The 19157-nt window shown below is 61.8% G+C and carries 15 protein-coding genes; 9 read left to right on the top strand and 6 right to left on the bottom strand.

Annotation, left to right across the window (positions count from 1 at the left end; translation table 11 throughout):
* The first annotated feature begins 157 nt into the window (after nucleotides 1–157).
* The 9 genes from IHE49_RS12470 (at nucleotide 158) to IHE49_RS12430 (ending at nucleotide 10712) form a co-directional block, all read left to right on the top strand.
* Nucleotides 158–2203, top strand: a complete 2046-nt coding sequence (locus tag IHE49_RS12470) for a VCBS repeat-containing protein (RefSeq protein WP_192158358.1) — start codon at nucleotides 158–160, stop codon at nucleotides 2201–2203.
* 272 nt (nucleotides 2204–2475) lie between these two features.
* Complete coding sequence (locus tag IHE49_RS12465) at nucleotides 2476–3222, top strand: electron transfer flavoprotein subunit beta/FixA family protein (protein WP_192158356.1); 747 nt, start codon at nucleotides 2476–2478, stop codon at nucleotides 3220–3222.
* A 97-nt stretch (nucleotides 3223–3319) separates the two neighbouring features.
* A complete protein-coding gene (locus IHE49_RS12460; protein WP_192158354.1) occupies nucleotides 3320–4264 on the top strand; it encodes an FAD-binding protein in 945 nt (314 codons plus the stop codon).
* A gap of 160 nt (nucleotides 4265–4424) precedes the next feature.
* Nucleotides 4425–5396, top strand: a complete 972-nt coding sequence (locus tag IHE49_RS12455) for a glycosyltransferase family 2 protein (RefSeq protein ID WP_192158352.1) — start codon at nucleotides 4425–4427, stop codon at nucleotides 5394–5396.
* A gap of 9 nt (nucleotides 5397–5405) precedes the next feature.
* Nucleotides 5406–6143, top strand: coding sequence for a class I SAM-dependent methyltransferase (locus IHE49_RS12450; protein ID WP_192158350.1), 738 nt, complete (start codon nucleotides 5406–5408; stop codon nucleotides 6141–6143).
* On the top strand, nucleotides 6140–7789 hold the full coding sequence (locus tag IHE49_RS12445) for an HAD-IA family hydrolase (protein ID WP_192158348.1): 1650 nt from the start codon (nucleotides 6140–6142) through the stop codon (nucleotides 7787–7789). Before IHE49_RS12450 ends, IHE49_RS12445 begins: the two co-directional genes overlap by 4 nt.
* Nucleotides 7786–8532, top strand: a complete 747-nt coding sequence (locus tag IHE49_RS12440) for a WbqC family protein (protein ID WP_192158346.1) — start codon at nucleotides 7786–7788, stop codon at nucleotides 8530–8532. Before IHE49_RS12445 ends, IHE49_RS12440 begins: the two co-directional genes overlap by 4 nt.
* Before the next feature lie 46 nt (nucleotides 8533–8578).
* Nucleotides 8579–9709 carry a dTDP-4-amino-4,6-dideoxygalactose transaminase gene (gene rffA / locus IHE49_RS12435; protein ID WP_343227579.1) on the top strand — a complete coding sequence of 377 codons (1131 nt, stop codon included), beginning with the start codon at nucleotides 8579–8581 and terminating at the stop codon, nucleotides 9707–9709.
* 94 nt (nucleotides 9710–9803) lie between these two features.
* Complete coding sequence (locus IHE49_RS12430) at nucleotides 9804–10712, top strand: lysylphosphatidylglycerol synthase transmembrane domain-containing protein (RefSeq protein WP_192158342.1); 909 nt, start codon at nucleotides 9804–9806, stop codon at nucleotides 10710–10712.
* Between the two features lie 274 nt (nucleotides 10713–10986).
* Here the strand turns inward: IHE49_RS12430 and IHE49_RS12425 are convergent, their stop codons facing one another.
* The 6 genes from IHE49_RS12425 to IHE49_RS12400 form a co-directional block, all read right to left on the bottom strand.
* Nucleotides 10987–12513: a hypothetical protein gene (locus IHE49_RS12425; RefSeq protein WP_192158340.1), complete on the bottom strand. Its 1527-nt coding sequence runs from the start codon at nucleotides 12511–12513 to the stop codon at nucleotides 10987–10989.
* Complete coding sequence (locus IHE49_RS12420; RefSeq protein ID WP_192158338.1) at nucleotides 12510–13808, bottom strand: glycosyltransferase; 1299 nt, start codon at nucleotides 13806–13808, stop codon at nucleotides 12510–12512. The genes IHE49_RS12425 and IHE49_RS12420 overlap by 4 nt, the downstream gene beginning before the upstream one ends.
* A 563-nt stretch (nucleotides 13809–14371) precedes the next feature.
* Nucleotides 14372–16111: an LTA synthase family protein gene (locus tag IHE49_RS12415; protein ID WP_192158336.1), complete on the bottom strand. Its 1740-nt coding sequence runs from the start codon at nucleotides 16109–16111 to the stop codon at nucleotides 14372–14374.
* Nucleotides 16112–16288: 177 nt separating this feature from the next.
* On the bottom strand, nucleotides 16289–17404 hold the full coding sequence (wecB, locus tag IHE49_RS12410) for a UDP-N-acetylglucosamine 2-epimerase (non-hydrolyzing) (RefSeq protein ID WP_192158334.1): 1116 nt from the start codon (nucleotides 17402–17404) through the stop codon (nucleotides 16289–16291).
* A 61-nt stretch (nucleotides 17405–17465) separates the two neighbouring features.
* A complete protein-coding gene (locus IHE49_RS12405; RefSeq protein ID WP_192158332.1) occupies nucleotides 17466–18278 on the bottom strand; it encodes a PIG-L family deacetylase in 813 nt (270 codons plus the stop codon).
* The gene (locus tag IHE49_RS12400) at nucleotides 18268–19122 is read right to left on the bottom strand and encodes a GNAT family N-acetyltransferase (RefSeq protein ID WP_192158330.1); all 855 of its coding nucleotides are present in this window, start codon (nucleotides 19120–19122) and stop codon (nucleotides 18268–18270) included. The genes IHE49_RS12405 and IHE49_RS12400 overlap by 11 nt, the downstream gene beginning before the upstream one ends.
* Nucleotides 19123–19157: the final 35 nt, after the last annotated feature.

The following is a 19157-nucleotide window of genomic DNA, read 5'->3' as shown; positions in this document are numbered from 1 at the left end:
GCCGGCGCTGAAACGCAACGCCCAATACGGCTTCATGTGGTGTAGCAATAGCCGCGAGGTCAGGAACCGCCGGACCAGTCACGCGCTCAGCGCATCCGGTATGGGCACGGCCCGCCACACCGGCTGGCCCAATGTCTCTTTGAAAGGAGTCAATAAAATGAATCACCACACGAATCGCAGAATCCTGATAACCGTCGCGACAGCGTTGCTGGGCCTGCTTGCCGGCACTGCCCTCGCCGGCAACGACGACGGCAGCAGCAACAAAACAGACAACACGGCAGCGCACCCAACGGGCAATCCGTATGCGCCGGCCTACGGCCATCCGTATCGCCACGGTGCCGTACCAACCCGCGACGCTTACAGCCAGATGATGCAATACCGGGCGCTGCACATGTCCACGGCAGCCACCACCGGTCCGAATACGCTCAGTTACGGTGGCGGCTACGACGGTATCGGTGTCACCAGCAGCATCTCGAGGGTCTACCTGGTTGTCTACGGCAGCCAATGGGGTACCGCCAGCACCGACGGCAACGGCAATACGCATCTGTCCGGCGACGCGTTCGGTGCGGTGCCGTACCTGGAGAGCATGTTCAAGGGCCTGGGCACCGGGGGCGAACTGTGGTCAGGCACCATGACCCAGTATTGTGATGGTCCGATGGTCTCGACTGGCGCGACATTCTGCCCTTCCGGTGCCGCACAAATCAGCTATCCGACCGGCGGCGCGGCATTCGCCGGCATCTGGTATGACAACTCGGCTGCCGCACCGCAGCAGGCGACCCAGGACCAGCTCGGACAGGAAGCGCTCAACGCCGCGCAGCATTTTGGCAACACGACAGCGGCGTCCAACCGTTACGCACAGTACGTAATCCTGTCGCCAACGGGCACCCATCCGGATGGATTCAATACTCCCAGCGGCAATTTTTGCGCTTGGCACAGCGACGCCTGGGCCTCCTATGGTGGTTTCGTCGCATACACGAACATGCCCTACGTCAATGACATGAACTGCGGGCAAGGCTTCGTCAACGGCAATTCCCCGCAGGGCAGCCTGGACGGCTTTTCCATCGTCGAGGGCCACGAGTACGCGGAGACCCTTACCGACCAGATTCCGGACTATGGCTGGTTCAACTCGAACAACGCCTCAACCAATGGCGGCGAGTCTGCTGATGAATGCGCCTGGATCACCAGTGGCCAGGGTGCCCTCGCGAACGTGGTCATGGGCAATGGCAGCTATGCCATGCAAAGTATCTGGTCGAATGACACCAACGAATGTGAAATATCACACCCGATTGTGGGCACAGCCCCGCCCGCAGCCATAGCCACCATCACCTATATCAACCCAACAACCGGCACAATGACTCAGTTGGGTGTGAACGGCGCGACTGTCGTGCAATCGCAAACGCAGACGATTGCCGCGGGCTACACGATTGGCGCAATGGTCGACTTGAACAACGATAGTATCACCGACCTCGCGTTTACCAACCCGACGACCCGCCAGCTGTATGTCTGGCTGAACAACGGCAGCGGCGGTCATACTGCCTACAAAGTGGGCACCCCCTATCCAGCCGGCTGGACGCTGGTGGGTGCCGGCAAGGTGGACGCCTCTGGCAAGAATGCCTTGATCTGGAGCAATGAGTCGACGGGTCAGGTGGCTTGGTGGGAATTGACCTTCACGTCGGACAGCTCCCAGGTGTCGGTGAGCTATTCCGCGCTGCTGCCAACCGCCGCAGGTTACAAGCTGACGCTCGCCGACCTCAATGGCGATGGCTTCGTGGACTTCGTGTTTACCGGCCCCAACAACGATCTGTACACTTGGATCAATGACGGCACCGGACACTTCGCTCATCACTTTGTGGGCAATTTCCCGGCGGGTTGGGTCTTGCAGGGCGCGGGCGATGTCAACGGCGATGGCAAGAGTGATCTGCTGTTCACCAACGGCACCACCTACCAGCTCGGATGGTGGCTGATGAATGGCGACACGGTCACTGCGCGGGGTACTCGCTCGATTGCGCCGGGTTACCAGATTGCGACGATCGCCGATTTCAATGGCGACGGCATGGCCGATATCTTGTGGATCGACACAGCGGGTGATGCATATGACTGGCAAAGCAACGGGACAGACTTCCAGGGTTATCGTCTGAACAATGCTGCGGGAGCTCCCGTAACGTTGCCTGCTGGTGCGCAGATTCAAGCAAACGGCTACTAGGTCATCCCACAGCACCGAATAGCTTTGGCCACAATCAGCACAGATTTGAAAGGGCCGGACTGCTGTCCGGCTTTTTTTTGGCCACGCGCTGGAGCGCCATGTCCTGTCTCTGCTCCGCAACGCGGCACTCCAGCCTTGATGGTTCCGTTTTCCGTCAGCTAGAGGGCCGAACCTGGCATGACCTTCGCTCCGGACCGGATGAGGCATGGGTTACAATTGCTGTTTTCGTGGCACAGCCAGGCGCCGGTCGTGCGCCCGATGGAAGGGATCACATGAAAATTCTGGTCGGTTACAAACGCGTGGTGGACTACAACGTGCGTATCCAGGTCAAACCCGACGGCACCGGCGTGGTGACCGACGGCGTAAAACTTTCCGCCAACCCGTTCGACGACATCGCGCTGGAAGAAGCCCTGCGCCTGCGCGAGAAAGGCATCGCCGAAGAAGTGGTGGTGGTGGGCATTGGCCCTGCCGACCTCACCGCGCACCTGCGCAACGGCCTGGCGATGGGCGCCAACCGCGCCATCCACGTCACCACTGCCGATGCCGTGCAGCCGCTCACCGCCGCGCGCGCCTTCCTCAAGCTGGTCGAGAAGGAGCAGCCGGGTCTGGTGCTTCTGGGCAAGCAGGCCATCGACGACGATGCCAACCAGACCGGCCAGATGCTCGCCGCATTGTGGGACCGCCCGCAAGCCACCTTCGCCAGCAAGATCGAGATCGCCGAAGGCAAAGCCACGGTGACGCGCGAAGTGGATGCAGGCCTCGAAACCATCGAAGTGGAACTGCCCGCCGTCGTCACCAGCGACCTGCGCCTCAACGAACCGCGCTTCATCAAGCTGCCCGACATCATGAAGGCCAAGAGCAAGCCCATTGACGTGGTCGAACTGGCCTCGCTGGGCGTCGACAGTGGCGACCACCTGAGGACCACCCACTACGCCGCGCCGGCCAAGCGCAGCAAGGGCGTGATGGTGAAGGACGCGGCCGAACTGGTTGCGGCGCTGAAGCAGAAGGGTTTGCTGTAACCCACATCACCCGTAGGAACGGCTTCAGCCGAGAACAACCGCGCGTATCGCAGCTGAAGCCGTCCCTGCCGAAAAGCAAGACTCAAGGAACCATGCCATGAGCAAGATTCTCGTCATCGCCGAACATCTGGACGGCAAGCTGAACTCCTCCACCGCCCGCGCCGTGAGCGCCGCTGCCGCAGTGAAACCCGAAGCCGTCGATGTGCTGGTGCTGGCCGACAACGTCGCCGCGCTCGCCGCCGAGGCCGCCAAGATCGACGGCGTGAGCCGCGTGCTCACCGTCGAGCGCGCCGAGAATGCGCACCCGCTGGCCGCCGTGCTGGCGCCGCAGATCGCCAAGGCTGCCGCAGGCTACAGCCATGTGTTCGCGCCCTCCACCACTTTCGGCAAGGACGTGACACCGAGCGTTGCCGCTTTACTCGGCGTAGCCCAGGTCAGTGATGTGATGAGCGTGGAAGGCGCACATACTTTCAAGCGGCCGATCTACGCAGGCAACGCCATCGTCACCGTCGAAGCCGAACCGTCGCATCCCGTGGTCGCCACCATCCGCACTGCGTCGTGGCCGGCTGCCGCGACGGGCACGAACAACGCACCGATCGAAGCGATAACGTTGGACATAACCCTGCCCGCCCACACCCGCTACGTCGGCCTGCAGTCGGGCAAGAGCGATCGCCCCGACCTGCAAAGCGCCAGCAAGGTGGTCTCCGGCGGCCGCGGCGTGGGCTCGAAGGAAAACTTCGACATCATCTTCAAGCTCGCCGACAAGCTCGGCGCTGCAGTGGGTGCCTCGCGCGCCGCGGTGGACGCCGGCTACGTACCCAGCGACCTGCAGGTGGGTCAGACCGGCAAGATCATCGCCCCCGAGCTGTACATGGCCATAGGCATCTCCGGTGCCATCCAGCACCTCACTGGCATCAAGGACGCCGGCACCATCGTAGCAATCAACAAGGATGGTGAAGCGCCCATCTTCGAGGTGGCCGATTTTGGTCTGGTTGGAGATCTGTTCAAGCTGATCCCGGAACTGGAACAAGCTCTGGGTTGAACCGGTCATGACGTGAGCACGCCTGCTCCGTGTCATCCGGCGTACCCTGCCGACCAAGCAACAACCAGCCGCCTCCGGATCGCTGCGCCATCGCTTCTGGGTGTGCTCTAGGCGAGCTACCGCACTTCACGACGCCCTCATCCCGCAGGAATTCGGCATCATGCTGACGCCCGGCATCACACCACTTCGGGAATCTACGGTGCCGGCACCGCAGCTGAGCATCGTCACGTCCGTCTACCGCTCCGAACAATTCATTACCCGCTTCATCGATGAGATGACCGCCGCCATCGGCGCAGCTGGCATCGGGCGTTACGAGCTGGTCTTCGTCAACGATGGCTCGCCCGATGAATCGCTGCAGCATCTCATCCGCGCGCGCAGCACGAATGCCGCGATAAAGATCGTGGATCTGTCGCGCAACTTCGGCCATCACAAGGCGGTGATGGCGGGCCTGGCCCATGCCAGGGGCAACCTGCTGTTCATCATCGATTGCGACCTGGAGGTGCGACCGGGCGTGTTGCCGCATTTCCTGGAGACGCTGCGCGGAGCCGGCGCGGATGTCGTCTATGGCATCCAGGCCAAGCGCAAGGGCGCATGGGTGGAACGTGTCGGCGGCGCAGTGTTCTGGCGCCTGTTCAATCGACTGAGCGACACCCAGGTTCCCGCCAATGTGCTCAGCGAGCGGCTGATGACGCGCCGCTATGTCGATGCGCTGCTGTCGCTGGGTGATCGCAATGTGTTCCTCGGCGGCATGATGTACTGGTCGGGCTTCCACCAGGTGGCGATTGTCGTCGAGAAGACGCAACGGGAGAATGCCTCGACCTACTCCCTGCGCAAGCGATTCGCGTTGCTGATGGAAGCGGTAACCTCGTTCTCCACGGTTCCGCTGAAGATGGTTCTCGCCGGCGGCCTCGGCATCACGCTGTGCGCCGGTGTTGCCGGCATCGCCCTGGTCATCCGGAAACTGCTCCACCCCGAAGCGGTGCTGACCGGCTTCACCTCGCTGATGCTGGTCATCATCGGCATGTCCGGCATTATCATCACGGTGCTCGGCGTGATCGGTCTGTATATCTCGCGCATCTACACCCAGACGCAGAACCGTCCCTTGTTCATTGTTCGCGAATTTCACGATTGAGGCTGCCGGATGCAAGAAGATCTCAACGCCTACCAGGGCGCCTATACCGAGCAATTTCCCTATCACAGGGATGAAGAGGCCTTGCTGGCCGCTTACGCGGGCAAGATCTTCGAACGACTGCAAGACCAACGAAGGTTGCGGGTACTAAGCCTTGGCATCGGCGGGCAGCGTGTCAGCCAGGCGATCCGCGATCGACTCGACGTGACGGAGTACCACATTCTTGAGGGATCCGCGGACATCATCGCCCGCTACCAGGCCGAGACGTCACCACCGGCACATGTTTCGATTCATCACACCTATTTCGAACAAGCGCATTTCGATCAGCCATTCGACGCCATCGAGATGGGGTTCGTGCTGGAGCATGTCGACGATCCGGGCCTGATCCTGCGCCGCTTCCGGACCTTTCTGAAACCTGCCGGCGTCCTGTTCGCAGCCGTACCCAACGCTCGCTCGCTGCACCGCCTGCTGGGTCACTCCGCAGGTCTCCTGGCGGACCTGTACGCCTTGAGCCAGTACGACCTGGAACTTGGCCACAAGCGGTATTTCGACAGCAGCTCGATCAGCCGTCTGGTAGAAGACTCCGGCTACGTCATACTGGACAAGGTGGGGCTGGTGCTCAAGCCGCTGACCACGTCGCAACAGCAGCAGCTGTCGCTCGCCCCCGGTATCGAGAACGCGCTCATCGACGTCGGTTACGAGTTGCCTGATATCTGCAATGGCATCCTGCTGACCGCGCAGCCTGCATGAAAACCGCGCTCGTCGTCAGCGCGGGCGGCTTTCAAGGGCTGGGCATCGTGCGCGCCCTGCAGCGACTGGATCGCACCAGGGTGCTGGTTTGCGACATCCACTCCGAACACCTCGTACGTTATGTCTGCGGGGAATGTTTCGTGGCACCGCCGCTGGCGGATGAGCAGGCATTTGAGACATTCCTGCTCGACCTGGCGCGGCACGAGCACGTGGACGCCATTTTCCCGGCGACCGCGTATGAGCTGCTCACGCTTGCGCGCCTCAGGAACCCGCTGGTCGACCTGGGTGTCGTTGTGGCCGTGGCCGGCGAAGAACTGACCACGACGCTGCTGGACAAACTGCGCACCCATCATTTTCTCGACAATGCAGGCTTGCCGGTACCGGCGCTGCTGGATCCGCTTGCCCACGACTATGCTCAGCCCCTGTTCGGCAGGCCGCGCGAAGGCTGGGGCGGCCGCGGCACCGTGCTCCTGCGCAGCCGCGAGGAAGCGCTTGCGCACCAGGGCGACTTCGCCGCCCATGTATGGTCGACGTGGCTATCTGACTTCGAGGAGTACTCGGCCGACTTCGCGATCGATCCACACGGTCACACCTCGCCGGTCGTGCTGCGTCGGCGGCTGCGGACATCGGGCGGCTTCGCCGTCATCTCCACATCGGTGCACGATCCACACATCGCCGCAATCGCGCAACGGACGGCAGCAGCCATCGCCGCGGCAGGCGGCTGCGGCATCTACAACATCCAGGTAGTCGCGCCGCCGGACGGCATAGCTTTCGTTTCCGACGTCAACCCGCGCACCGGAACGTCCGCCACGCATGCGCTCGCCGAGGGCATCAATCTGCCAGGATTCTTCATGGGAGCCTGCACGACCGCAGCGGTTCCAGACTTGTCCGCACGCAGAGCCGTCAAGACCGTACGTGTGCTCGAAGATGTCGTCGTGCCGCTGCTGCATCCCGCCCCCAGGGGCATCGTCTTCGATCTGGACGATACCCTGGTCAAGCACAAGGAGTGGATGCTCGAAAAGCTACAGCTCATCTATGCCGACGTCTTTTCCGCATGGGTGGAACGATCCGCCTTCCTGCTGTGCGCGGGGCAATTGATCGATGAAGGCGAACGCGCATTCCTGATCGATCGACTGCTGGCGCTACTGGCGCTGCCGGAAAGCCTGCGCACCACGGCGATGGATGCCTATCGAGCGGCGATCGTTGCCGAGACACCTCTGTTCAGCGACGTCGAGGCGACACTCAGTGCCCTGAAGACCGCTGGCCTGCCCCTGGCCATCCTTACCGACAATCCTCCCGCGACACAGCGCGTCAAGATACGCCAAGCGCCGGCGCTCGGCTGCATCGACGCCGTGGTCTGCAGCCGCGAGCATGGCGGGGAGAAGCCCGCTGCCGCAGCGTTCCTGCAAGCAGCGCATGCGCTGGGCGTGGACCCTGCCCAACTGGTGATGATCGGCGACAACTACTTCCGCGATGGCGTCGGCGCGATTCGCGCAGGTTACATGCACGCCTTGATCATCCGCAGGAACGGTACGCTCCTGAGTTCCAATGAAGCCCTCGCGGCAACCGTCCCCGGCGCGATCAGCCGCCGCATCGATGTCGTCGACAGCTTGCTTTCGGCCCGCCATGCCTGCCTGAGCCAATGAACGGACACAAAGTCGCGATCATCCAGTCGTCGTATATCCCGTGGAAGGGATATTTCGACATCATCCACGACGTGGACGAATTCATCTTTCTCGATGACGTCCAGTTCACGACACGCGATTGGCGCAGCAGGAACCGTATCAAGACAGCGGGCGGTACCCATTGGTTGACCGTTCCTGCAGGCGCAAATCGCAGCCGCCTCATTTCCGAGGTAGCGCTGGACGATCCTTCCTGGCAGGAGAAACACTGGAAGACCCTTTGCCACAGCTACTCGCGCGCACCGTTCTTCCGGCAATACGCCCCCTTCTTCGAGGAACTTTATCTTGGACAGATATGGGCCAGTCTCTCGACGATGAATCAGTTGATGACGCAACGCATTGCCCGCGAACTGCTTGGTATCCGCACCGTTTTCACTGACTCGCGCAATTATGTGGCGCAAGGTGCAAAGCTCGATCGGATCATCGACCTGCTGCGACTCAGCGGCGCCACCAGTTATCTGTCAGGCCCGCTGGCTGCCGATTACCTGGAACCACGGAAATTCGCGACATTGGGCATTGGCTTGCAACTCAAGGACTACTCGGATTACCCAGAATACCCCCAGCTTTACCCGCCGTTCGAACACACCGTGAGCGTGCTCGACCTGATTTTCAACGTAGGCCCGCAAGCGCCTGAATACATCTGGGGTCATCGATGCAAGGCCATGAACAGCGACCGCCACCCGACAGGGACACCATCGTATCCCTGATCCCCTGACTATCCTATCGTGTGTCCACGCGCCGAACGTTCGTATGATCATTCCATTCAACCGCCCCTATCTGGTCGGCCGCGAGCTCGACAACATCGCCCAGGCGCACGCCATGGGGCAGCTGTCCGGGGATGGCTCGTTCACGCGCGCCTGTCACTCCTGGCTGGAACGGCGCACTGGAACGCGCAAAGCGCTGCTCACCCATTCCTGTACGGCGGCCCTGGAGATGGCCGCCATCCTGCTCGACCTGCGGCCGGGCGACGAAGTGATCATGCCTTCGTTCACCTTTGTCTCGACAGCGAATGCCTTCGTGCTGCGGGGTGCCGTGCCGGTGTTCGTGGACATCCGGCCCGATACGTTGAATATCGACGAGATGCTGATCGAACAGGCGATCACCCCACGCACACGCGCCATCTGCGTGGTGCATTACGCCGGCGTCGCCTGCGAGATGGACACCATCATGGCGATCGCGACGCGCCACGGCTTGCGCGTGGTCGAGGACGCCGCACAGGCCATACTTTCGCTGTACAAGGGCCGCCCACTCGGCAGCATCGGTGACTTGGCCGCGCTGAGCTTTCACGAGACCAAGAACGTGATCTCGGGCGAAGGCGGCGCGTTGCTGATCAACGACCCGGCCTTGGTCGAACGCGCGGAGGTCATTCGCGAAAAAGGTACCAATCGCAGCCGATTCTTCCGCGGCCAAGTCGACAAATACACCTGGGTCGACCTCGGCTCGTCCTACCTGCCCAGCGAGCTGATCGCGGCATTCCTGGCCGCCCAGTTGGAGGAAGCCGACCACATCACCAGCCGGCGATTGGCGATCTGGAACCGTTACCATGCCTGGGCGGCTCCGCTGGAAGCGGCCGCCCTGCTGCGCCGACCGGTCGTCCCCTCGGAATGCACGCACAACGCGCACATGTATTTCCTGCTGCTGCATGGACTGGAAGCACGCACGCATTTCATCGAGGCGATGAAGGCTGCCGGCATCGGCACAGTGTTCCATTACATCCCGTTGCACAGCTCGCCCGCCGGCCAGCGCCACGGGCGCATGTCCGGAGCATTGGCGCACACCGATGTCGCCAGCGATGGCCTGGTGCGCCTTCCGCTATGGATCGGACTAGAAAGCCAACAGGAACACGTCATGCAGGTCGCGCAGCGCGTGCTGGAGCAAGCCTGAGACACATGTACGCCGCTCACCACCCCTCGACGGCCGCCACCGCTGATCGCCGGTGGGCATTGCCGTGCCCCGCCAACCACCGCACCGACCAACCATGCGTGCGCTGATCCGCCGCCGCTGGCGCCATCTGCTGGTGCTGCTGATCGCAGCGATCTGCATAGTGGCAACCATCCGGTTGTTCGATTGGCACATGGTGGCACGCGCACTTGGGCGCCTGCGCTTAGGTCTGCTGCTGGCAGGCGCCGTGCCCCTGCTGCTCGCGATCTTCTCGGTGCGCGGCCTGCGTTGGCTATTCGTGCTGGGGGTAGAACCCGATCGTCGCCGTTTCTGGCATTCGCTGTGCGCGAACGGCGCCGCTTCGGGGCTCGCCTCGCTCACTCCGTTCCAACTGGGTGAGGTCATCAAAATCCGCCTGATTCCGGACCATCACGCGGGCGCATGGCGGCTGGGCGTTTCCGCATTCTTCGTCGAACGGGTACTCGATTTCGGCGGCGTAGTCGGCATGGGCCTGAGCGGCGGAGCCTGGCACTTCGGGTTCGCGTGGCTGGCTCCGTTGGCACTGTTTCTGCCGCTGCTGGCGGGGCTACTGCTCAGCATACTGGCCGTTTATCTGCACCACCTGCCCCAGCGGCTGCAGCCGTACGTGGAAGTATTGCGACATCGCGAGCGGATCGTTCGTGCCAGCCTGCTGACAGTGATCATCTGGCTGCTCTACGCCGGCCTCTGGTGGCTCGCCGTAGCCGCCATCAACGTGCACATAGATTTCAGCGAGGTCTGCCTGCTGCTGGGCGGTGTCATGCTGGCCGTGGTCGCCAGCATGACGCCCGCCGGCCTGGGCGTGTCGGAACTCGGCAGCCGCGGCATCATGCTCTGGCTTGGAGCTTCCGCCTCCGATGCAGAAGCTGTCGCCATTGCGTTGCGTTTGCTCACACCCTTGATTGCACTGGCGGGATTCATCTGCCTGCTATTCCTTTTGCGGTCTCCACACAGTGAACAAAAATAGACGCAAGAACGACATGTCCTATCCCGTCCACGGTTCCGGGGTGTAGACCTGCAGTTCGGGATAGCTCACGGTGCGATTCGAGCTGCCTCTGGTTCGTTTGCAGATAGCTACAGAGCGCAGATGCCATTTTTTGCATCGAACGACCCTGGCAGTTCGCTGGCCCGATAGGGGCATCCCGGACCCGGGCCGCGAAACCACGATTCAGCACTTCGCCAAGCAGTACGGACTGCACACCGACCAGATTGTTTCGCAGTCCTACGACGCGCCCATTCCATCATTGCGCGCGTCCTTCGGCATTGACTGGCCAGCGTGGCAGGAACCGATGCTGGGCCTGCACGCGCGACGAGAACACGTTCAGGCGCTGGTCGCGCAATAGCTCCAGCGCAGCGCGCCGGCGCTCGAGCGGCCACTGACAAACCACCAGCAGCGGCAGGCAGCCCTCCGTACGGGCCGGGTCCGCCGACATCTGCTCGATCTGGGTCGCCATCTGGCCGTAATAGGGAAGGACGTAGCGCCGCTGCTGCCAGGCAGCCTGCGCCAATGGAATCTGCAGCAACAGCAACAGTCCGCAGGCCGTTGCGGGAAGATGCCCCGTGAGCCAGTTGCGCCACGATGCACCACGATCGGCAAGCGGCGACGTATCCGCCCACATCAGCAGCAGCGCGATCAGGTTGAATTGGTAGAACTCGACATAACGATCCTGGGCAAGATAATCGCTGCCGAAATACGACACGCGAACAACAAGAATGGCCGCCAGCCAGCCATATGAAAGCAGCATCAGGCACACTGCGATAAACGTCAGCTTGCTGTATCCGCCAAGCAGAGCGCGCCGCCAGAACACCGCATGCGCGGCGAGCAGGCCCACGGCTACGACCATCTGCAGCTTGTTCCACCCCGTCGTCGACAAGCCGTGGAAGGGGTTGTCGTGCGCCACCGACAATGCCAGCGGGGTGGTAAGCCATTGCCACGCCCCGCCAGCTCGCAATTGCCCGTACAACGCGGTCAGGCGAGCGGACAACGACGGGTTGGGCATGCTGTTGTCCAGCAAGGGAACCAAGGAGTAACCGATCCGCACGAGAACCATGCAGGCAAGAATCACCAGCGTCGTCTTCCACAGGGCAGCACGCGACGACGTCGGCTCACGGAACGCGAACAGAAGCAGGGCCACCAGCGTGGCAACCACGGTGATCACGGCGCTGTCATCCGCGACCACACCAAGTAGCAGGGTCGCCAGCGCCACCGTCAGATATCGCCGATGTTGCCACGCCTGCCACGTTGCCAGCAGGAACAATAGTATCGGCAAGACGGCAAGGTAGCCGAGGGTCGCCAGCGGCCATGTCCAGATGACGCTGGCGTTGAGTGAAAACAACAGTGCGCAGATGACGGCCCAGGCCAGACAGCGGCGCGCAACACCCCGCTGCTCGCGTTGTTGCGTCGGCAGCACGACCCGATGCAGGATCACCGCGCACGCGGTAGCGGCCATGACGCCGATCACCGCACCCACGGAGGAATCAAGGCCAAACCAGCGCCATTCGATCAGCATTACCAGTTTGTTCAATGGTTGCGCGTGATCGGCGGCATAGCGTCTGGTGAAGAAATCGATGGCACCAAGCTGGCCTGCAACTGCCTTGCGCACGAAGATGTCCAGCGAATACCACTCATCGGAACGCAGTACAGGGTTGGCTGTAAGCCACACGAACAGGCACGCATTGAACAACGCTGCACAGGCCGCGACCCACGCAAAAGCGTGGATCAGGTGCTGCCGAACTCGTTCTGGAACAAATTGCAGCCCGCTCGTCATCGCACCTTCTCCTTGACCACCTGCTCACAGCGCTGCAGCAGCCGGCGTGCCAACACTGACCATCCATACTCCGCAATGCCGCTATCGTCACGCGACAGCTCCGCGCACCGTTGCTCCGGTGATTCAACAAGTGTCCCCAGGAACGCCTGCAGGCTGGCACGGTCGTTGCGGCACACCCAGCCGCGTCCCCAGCTGCGAATCAACGCATTGGCCGGGTCGTCGTCGACCGAATGGCAGTGCAGTATCGGCTTGCCGCTGCCGAGGTATTCGAACAGCTTGCCCGGCGTCTGTGCGGCCAGCGCATTGCCGATATTCACCAGCACGTCGCATTGCTGCTGCAGTTCGAGTACCCGCGCGTGCGGCTGCTCGCCAAGAAAGACGATGCGGCCACCGCTGCGATCTGCCAGAGCAAGGCATTCCGGCGCCACTTCGGGCGCCGCCACTGTCAGCCGCACGCGCGGCTGCGCCAGTACTGCTTCCAGCAACGCCAGCGGGCTGCGAAACGGATAGAACCGCCCCGTGTAAAGCAGGTGCCATTCGCCGTCGCGCGCAAAACTGTCGGGATCTGGATTCCAGGCGCCGCGCGCAGCACGTTCGTCAAAACCCTGAGTCAGCACGGATACCTTGTCGGGGTCGATGCCGTGACGTGCGATCAGCAATTCACGCGTCTGCGCCGTCGTTACGCTGACCGCTGCGGCCTTGACGCAAACCTGCGCCTCCAGTCGGCCTGCGCGCCGACGCCAACGCCTAGGTGTGTAGGGTGCCAGAACCGGGTCGCCCAGATCCGCAAGCCAGGCGGCAGTGCTGTTGGCCGCATCGATGCCGAGTTCGAGACTCACTGCCGGCTCGTGCGAACTGATCACAATGTCCGGTCGGAGCTGCGCCATGAGCGACGACAGAGCTGCTCGCGCCGGCTTGCGCCATTGCCCGCGGCTGTCGGGATAACACCACAGGCCGATCAACACATCCAGCCGCTGGTATAGACGTCCTTTCCAGTTCAGCGACGGAGTCGACGGTGCAACGACTTCCGCATTAGCGGGCGTCAAAGGCCTCGCGACCGCGCTCGACGAACGCCTGCGGCGACGCTCAAGCAAACCGGCAAGGCCACCCGCGGCACAGCGATGAACTGTCACGCCCGGCGGCACTGCCAGCGCGGTGCAGGAAACTGGCAGCTGAGGTGCGAGTACATGTACGTCGACGCCCAATGCGACCAGTTCGCGCGTGAGGTAATGCCAGCGGATCGCCTGCGGCGACGCGAGTGGCGGGTAGTCGTAGGCAATCAGCAGGATGCGCATCATCGACACCTAACAGACGGGCACAAGGGAGTTCCGATCGCACGCAGCAGCATGCATCCCTCAGCCACCAACGGCAGCTTGAGGTGCACCGGCAAGGTTGTTCATACCCGCATTTCCCGATGCACCCGGATAGGTCCGTAATAGATTCATTGATGCGCTCATTCGTTTGTCGAACGTGCTCGAAAGCCACGCATTGTGCCACGCCTATCCGAATCGGACGGGCGTGTCACTGTTGCGATGGATCAATGTCTCCCGTAGACGAACACCCGTGCTGGCGGCGAGCTGCAACACGCCAACCCGGCCGACGTACAGCACAAGTCCATTGCCCGCGCACATCTTCGTCCAGCGGGCTCCGCAAGCTACATCGCATTCGCCATCATCTCCCACACTTGGACCGTCGGCGGCAGCGATCGGCTCAGCAACGGCGCCCGCCCGATTACGCTTGGCATAGCGCGCAATATCGCCACGCGGCCGCCATACACAACGTCGCCACCCGAGCAGTCAGGAGCCCATCCCCTGACAGGCGGTGATGGCAGTCCCGCCCGTCGTCCGTATCGCAAGAATCATTCTTTCCCCGCGGCATCGGGTTGTGGCTGATCTCGGGGTGAGGTATTACCGCACTCTCCCGCAACATCCAACTTGCGCCGGCAGCTCACCTCCAGCTGTGCTGCATTGAACAGCACCTGCCCATACTTGGCACCATTCTGGTAGCGATCCTGCGCCCAGGCCTGCCTGGCAACCGAATCGAACGCAAGGTAGCCGTCCTCGGGCAGCCCTATCGTATCGAACAGCAGGGCCGGCAGATCGTACGAACTGAGATCCAGCTTGCGCGGCGCCAGTGGCCGATTCGACACCAGCATGTAACGGGTGTGCTCCTGGACTTCCAAGCCGTCATCGTCAAAGTGCAAATCCGCAAACGCGCTCGGAAGTGCGGGCAGGTGATCGCCATAGAACATCAGCACGGTCCAACGTGGTCGCGCGAGCAAGCGCTTCGCGAAATCACCGAGCGCGTCATCACCGTTGACCAGATGGGAGAGGTAGTAAACCATCTCCTCGGTGCCTGCCGCCGACAGGCCCTTGGGCAGCGGGCGCCGGCCCAGCACGTTGGCCAGCATGCCCACGTCGAAATCCCACGGACCGTGGTTCTCCATCGTGATTGCCATCGCGTAGTGCGGTCCGGAGCCGCCGTCGTCGAGATGGGCCAGCACGTAATCGAACAAGGCCCGATCAGAGATGTACTCTCCGGCGCGCTCGGCGCCAGCGAAGGCCTGTCGATAATAGGCATGCTGGAACCCCAATTCGGGCATCGTCTGCCGACGATTCCAGAAACTGCCACTAAACGGGTGGTACAGCGTGGTCGAATAGCCGAGAGCCGCCAACCTTCGCGGCACCGCCGGCATCCATCCGCCTACCAGCCCGTAATATGGATACACGACGGACGGAAACGCCTGCATCGGGTAACCGGTCAAAGTCTCGAACTCGGTACGGATGGTCCCTCCGCCGTAGGTGGGAGTGGTCAGGCTGCCGGTAATACCCGTGGCCGCCAGCCGCTCGAAATTGGGCACGAACACGCCGTAGTCGATGTCCTTCAGGACACCGGGATCGAAGAACGCCTCGCTCTGCACCACCACGATGTCCGGCAAATCGGCAGGCGGCTGGCGCGTCATGCGTGCCTTCAGGTCCGCAACGTGACGTGCGGCGAAATCGCGCACGAGCGACTCGTCAGCCTTCGGTATCGTCGTGTCCGCCTCCTGCGACATCCGCACCAGACCGGCCATGAAACCGACATGCTGCACGCTGTCGATCGGATCCCAGAGCTGAAAATCGGGCAATGCCTCGTCCGCATATGCCTCGCGCCAGGGACCGATGCCACGGTACAAGGTGCCGAGGAGCAGCAGCGACAGCACCATCCACGACGCACGAGCCACCCAGTGCGGCCGCCGCCAACGTCCCTCCAATCGCCAGATCGCCCACAACACTGCCATGGCCGCCAACAGCGCCAGCAACAACAGCACGAGACGGTGACCGGTGTAATGCGCGAAGAAACCCATGTTGTGCAGCACCTGATGCCAAAGCACCAGATCGCCAGGCAGCAGGGGCTCGTCCAAATTGAGCTCCTTGATCGCATTCACCTCGAACACGAGACGCGCGATGCCGCCGCCCAGCAAGAGTGCCATCAGCGCACGGCCGCTCAGGCCGTAGATCAGCAACATGACCAGGAAAACCGGCAGAGCGTTGCGCCAGAGCAACGCGGGTTCGAAGGTCCAACGCAGCGCAAGATCCAGCCACCACACCAGTGCCACGCTTGCCAACGCCATGACAACGATCGGTGCCGTGACGGCAACAATCCTCCACGCCCGCGCTGCGCGAGCCCCTCGCCACCGTAATGTCATCTGCGCCCCCGCGCCGAATCGTTTCAGCGAGCTTACAGGAGAGCAGACCTCAAGTGCTCGCGTGAAGGTTCCACACCCGGGGAGTCGTCAGGCGCCGCCGGCGCCCGCACACAAGGCATCACGCAACACATCGACGATGCGACACGCCGCGTGGCCGTCGCCGTAGGGCGAAACTCCACGCGCCATCGCGCGATAAGCCGCCTCGTTCTCAAGCAGTTGCGAAGCCTCCGCCACGATGCATGCCTCGTCGGTGCCGACTAGTCGCACTACACCTTCGTCCACCGCTTCCGGACGCTCGGTTTCCGTGCGCAGCACCAACACCGGCTTGCCCAGCGCCGGCGCCTCCTCCTGCACACCGCCGGAGTCGGTAAGGATCAGGTACGCACGCTTTTGTATCTCCACGAACGGCGCATAGTCGAGCGGCTGGCAGAGACGGATACGCGAATGATTGCCGAGCAGCTCGTGCGCCGTAGCACGCACGTTCGGATTCGGATGTACCGGATAGACCACTTCGATGTCCGGATAAAGATCCACTAGCTGCCGAATCGCGCGGCATACAGCACGGAAGGGCTCGCCGAAGTTCTCGCGCCTGTGCGCGGTGACCAGCACCAGCCGTTTGCTAGCATCCAGTGGAATGTCCAGCGGCCACTCAGTCGCCGCAACTTCCAGCAGCGCGTCGATCACCGTGTTGCCGGTCACATGTATTGCTGCGTCGGAGATGCCCTCGCGCAACAGGTTCTGCCGCGACCGCTGGGTTGGCACGAAGTGCCAGCGCGCCAGGTGTCCGGCCACCAACCGGTTCATCTCCTCCGGGAACGGATTGTCCAGGTCGTGGGTTCGCAATCCTGCTTCCACGTGCCCGAACGGGATGCGGCGATAGAACGCCACCAGCGCCGCCGTCATCACCGTCGTGGTGTCGCCCTGCGCCAGCACCACGTCTGGTGCCAACTCGCCGAACTTCTCGTCCAGCGCCATGACCAGCCGCGCCGTGAGTTCGGGCAGCGCCTGGTTCGGTCGCATGATGTCCAGATCCACATCCGGCACGATGTCGAACAGTGCAAGCACTTGATCCAGCAGATCGCGATGCTGCGCCGTGGCCAGCACCGTCACCCGCGCCCACGGCTCACGCTTCAGCGCCTTGATCAGCGGCGCCATCTTGATGCCTTCGGGTCGCGTGCCGACGATGCAGAGTATATGTTTCATATGTGCAATTATACCAATTCGCCCGGCCAAACAACCATCAATAACCGTCTTGAATCGTGATTCAATCCATAGACAAAACCGACCTGTCTACTGAATCAGTATTATTCAAAAAAGCGCGAAACTTTTTGCCAAGGCAATCATAATCAATTGCGCAGCGACGTTCGTACAAAAGCGGCCCCGCGTGCGGCCGTTGCAGAAGACGCTGCAGATGCGCGCGCTGGATTGAATAGCCACCGCCAAAGAGCAGCCTAAAAAAAACAAAAGGGAAAAGACCAAGCCAGGTCTTCCACTGGGACGGATAGGAAAGACACAATTTCAAATACCTGAGCCGACGCTCCACCGGAATTCGCTGCGTGACACAGGTGCCATTGTCCGGAAGCGGCTTCATGACGTGAAAGAACGAGCCACGCAGCCCTGCACCATGGTAAAGCGAAAACTGCCACACGCAGGCGGGCAAATTCAACCAGCCGCACACGGCCAGCGCAATGACGTGTGCAGTATCGTGATCCTGGTGGCCACCTTCCCACGCCGGGACATAAAGACTCTCAATAGGCCCCAATCGACGAACGACCGATGACAGTTCACCGGCCACGCGCTCCATGTTTTCGTGCAGCACCCCATCCTTGATTCCAAGCTCAACGCCCAGAAAGTGGACGTCCTCAGCGTCGATTCCGAGGGATGATAGGACTCGGATGCTCTCCCCCTTGCGCCGCGCCACCGGCTGCCCGCCGTACCCACCGTCGGTCAGGTAGAAACAGCTAACACGCCGGCCGCTCTCAACTTCAATACGAATCGATTCAAAACACCCGAATTCGTCATCCGGGTGCGCGAAGACAAACAGACCGTTGGCCACGGCAGGTGATTCAATACGCATCGAAATCCATGAAGCTGAAATTTACCGCATGCGGATTGATTCGATGGTCATCGCGGAGGGAGCGATAAATGAAATTCAATGGCGAAGGACGGGCCCAGCCCGGTATATCAACACTAAACCTTCGAGTGGCCGCCCCATGAGGATAAAGCCCAAGGGACAGCCTCGGTAAAAATACATTGGGCCGCGTCTCCGCTATCCCATCCAGCACCTGCGAAACCTCGCCCCAAACTATCACCCCGCGCCTGTCCGTCTTGGCATAAAAAGCAGAGCCTTCTGCACCGAGCCTCGAAAGTCCAAGCGGGTTGGCTGGATTGCGCATGCGCCACCGCAGCTGGTCAGGACTCCATTTTCTGGAAAACTCGGCGTCCTTCTCGACCCTGTCCCAATCGATGTTTGCCGGGCGCCCCAGACCAATCCTGGCATCAAGGCTCGCGACATGCTGGAAGCCAAGCTTACGGAGAAACCCAGGCGTACTGTTTGCATTCGCCACACCATACACCGACGAAAAGCCCATGCGCCGACCAAGATCATAGGTCAGCTCCGCCAATTTCGTGAACAAGCCCCTGCCTTGGTAACTTGGATGAGTCGCTGTATTGAGCGACAAAAGCGCCTTCATCTCAACACCCTGCAAATTGATCGCGGTGGGAACGCAGACGTAATGCGCAGCAAGAGTGCCATCCGCCAACGCATCCATGCCAACGACGCGACCACAGGGATTGTCACGGTACAGCCATCGAAGATAGGCAGGCGTAAGATGATTCGCGCCCGGGAAGCATAAGCTGAAAAGCGCGGCATAACGCTCCAGCGCCTCGTCAGTGCACTGGGATTCCTGAAATTCAAACATGGAAAAGTCTCCACCATCCATCATCGCATTGCGAC

It is taken from the genome of Rhodanobacter sp. 7MK24 (assembly GCF_014842995.1).
In the GTDB taxonomy this organism is placed as follows: domain Bacteria; phylum Pseudomonadota; class Gammaproteobacteria; order Xanthomonadales; family Rhodanobacteraceae; genus Rhodanobacter_A.
The sequence above is the reverse complement of the archived record's forward strand: the minus strand, read 5'-3'. Positions and strand labels throughout refer to the sequence as shown.

What these genes read in the sequence shown, in the direction of transcription:
- IHE49_RS12470 (WP_192158358.1), top strand. Translation starts at nt 158, where the DNA reads ATGAATCACCACACGAATCGCAGAATCCTGATAACCGTCGCGACAGCG.
- IHE49_RS12465 (WP_192158356.1), top strand. Translation starts at nt 2,476, where the DNA reads ATGAAAATTCTGGTCGGTTACAAACGCGTGGTGGACTACAACGTGCGT.
- IHE49_RS12460 (WP_192158354.1), top strand. Translation starts at nt 3,320, where the DNA reads ATGAGCAAGATTCTCGTCATCGCCGAACATCTGGACGGCAAGCTGAAC.
- IHE49_RS12455 (WP_192158352.1), top strand. Translation starts at nt 4,425, where the DNA reads ATGCTGACGCCCGGCATCACACCACTTCGGGAATCTACGGTGCCGGCA.
- IHE49_RS12450 (WP_192158350.1), top strand. Translation starts at nt 5,406, where the DNA reads ATGCAAGAAGATCTCAACGCCTACCAGGGCGCCTATACCGAGCAATTT.
- IHE49_RS12445 (WP_192158348.1), top strand. Translation starts at nt 6,140, where the DNA reads ATGAAAACCGCGCTCGTCGTCAGCGCGGGCGGCTTTCAAGGGCTGGGC.
- IHE49_RS12440 (WP_192158346.1), top strand. Translation starts at nt 7,786, where the DNA reads ATGAACGGACACAAAGTCGCGATCATCCAGTCGTCGTATATCCCGTGG.
- IHE49_RS12430 (WP_192158342.1), top strand. Translation starts at nt 9,804, where the DNA reads ATGCGTGCGCTGATCCGCCGCCGCTGGCGCCATCTGCTGGTGCTGCTG.
- IHE49_RS12425 (WP_192158340.1), bottom strand. Translation starts at nt 12,513, where the DNA reads ATGACGAGCGGGCTGCAATTTGTTCCAGAACGAGTTCGGCAGCACCTG.
- IHE49_RS12420 (WP_192158338.1), bottom strand. Translation starts at nt 13,808, where the DNA reads ATGCGCATCCTGCTGATTGCCTACGACTACCCGCCACTCGCGTCGCCG.
- wecB (WP_192158334.1), bottom strand. Translation starts at nt 17,404, where the DNA reads ATGAAACATATACTCTGCATCGTCGGCACGCGACCCGAAGGCATCAAG.
- IHE49_RS12405 (WP_192158332.1), bottom strand. Translation starts at nt 18,278, where the DNA reads ATGCGTATTGAATCACCTGCCGTGGCCAACGGTCTGTTTGTCTTCGCG.
- IHE49_RS12400 (WP_192158330.1), bottom strand. Translation starts at nt 19,122, where the DNA reads ATGTTTGAATTTCAGGAATCCCAGTGCACTGACGAGGCGCTGGAGCGT.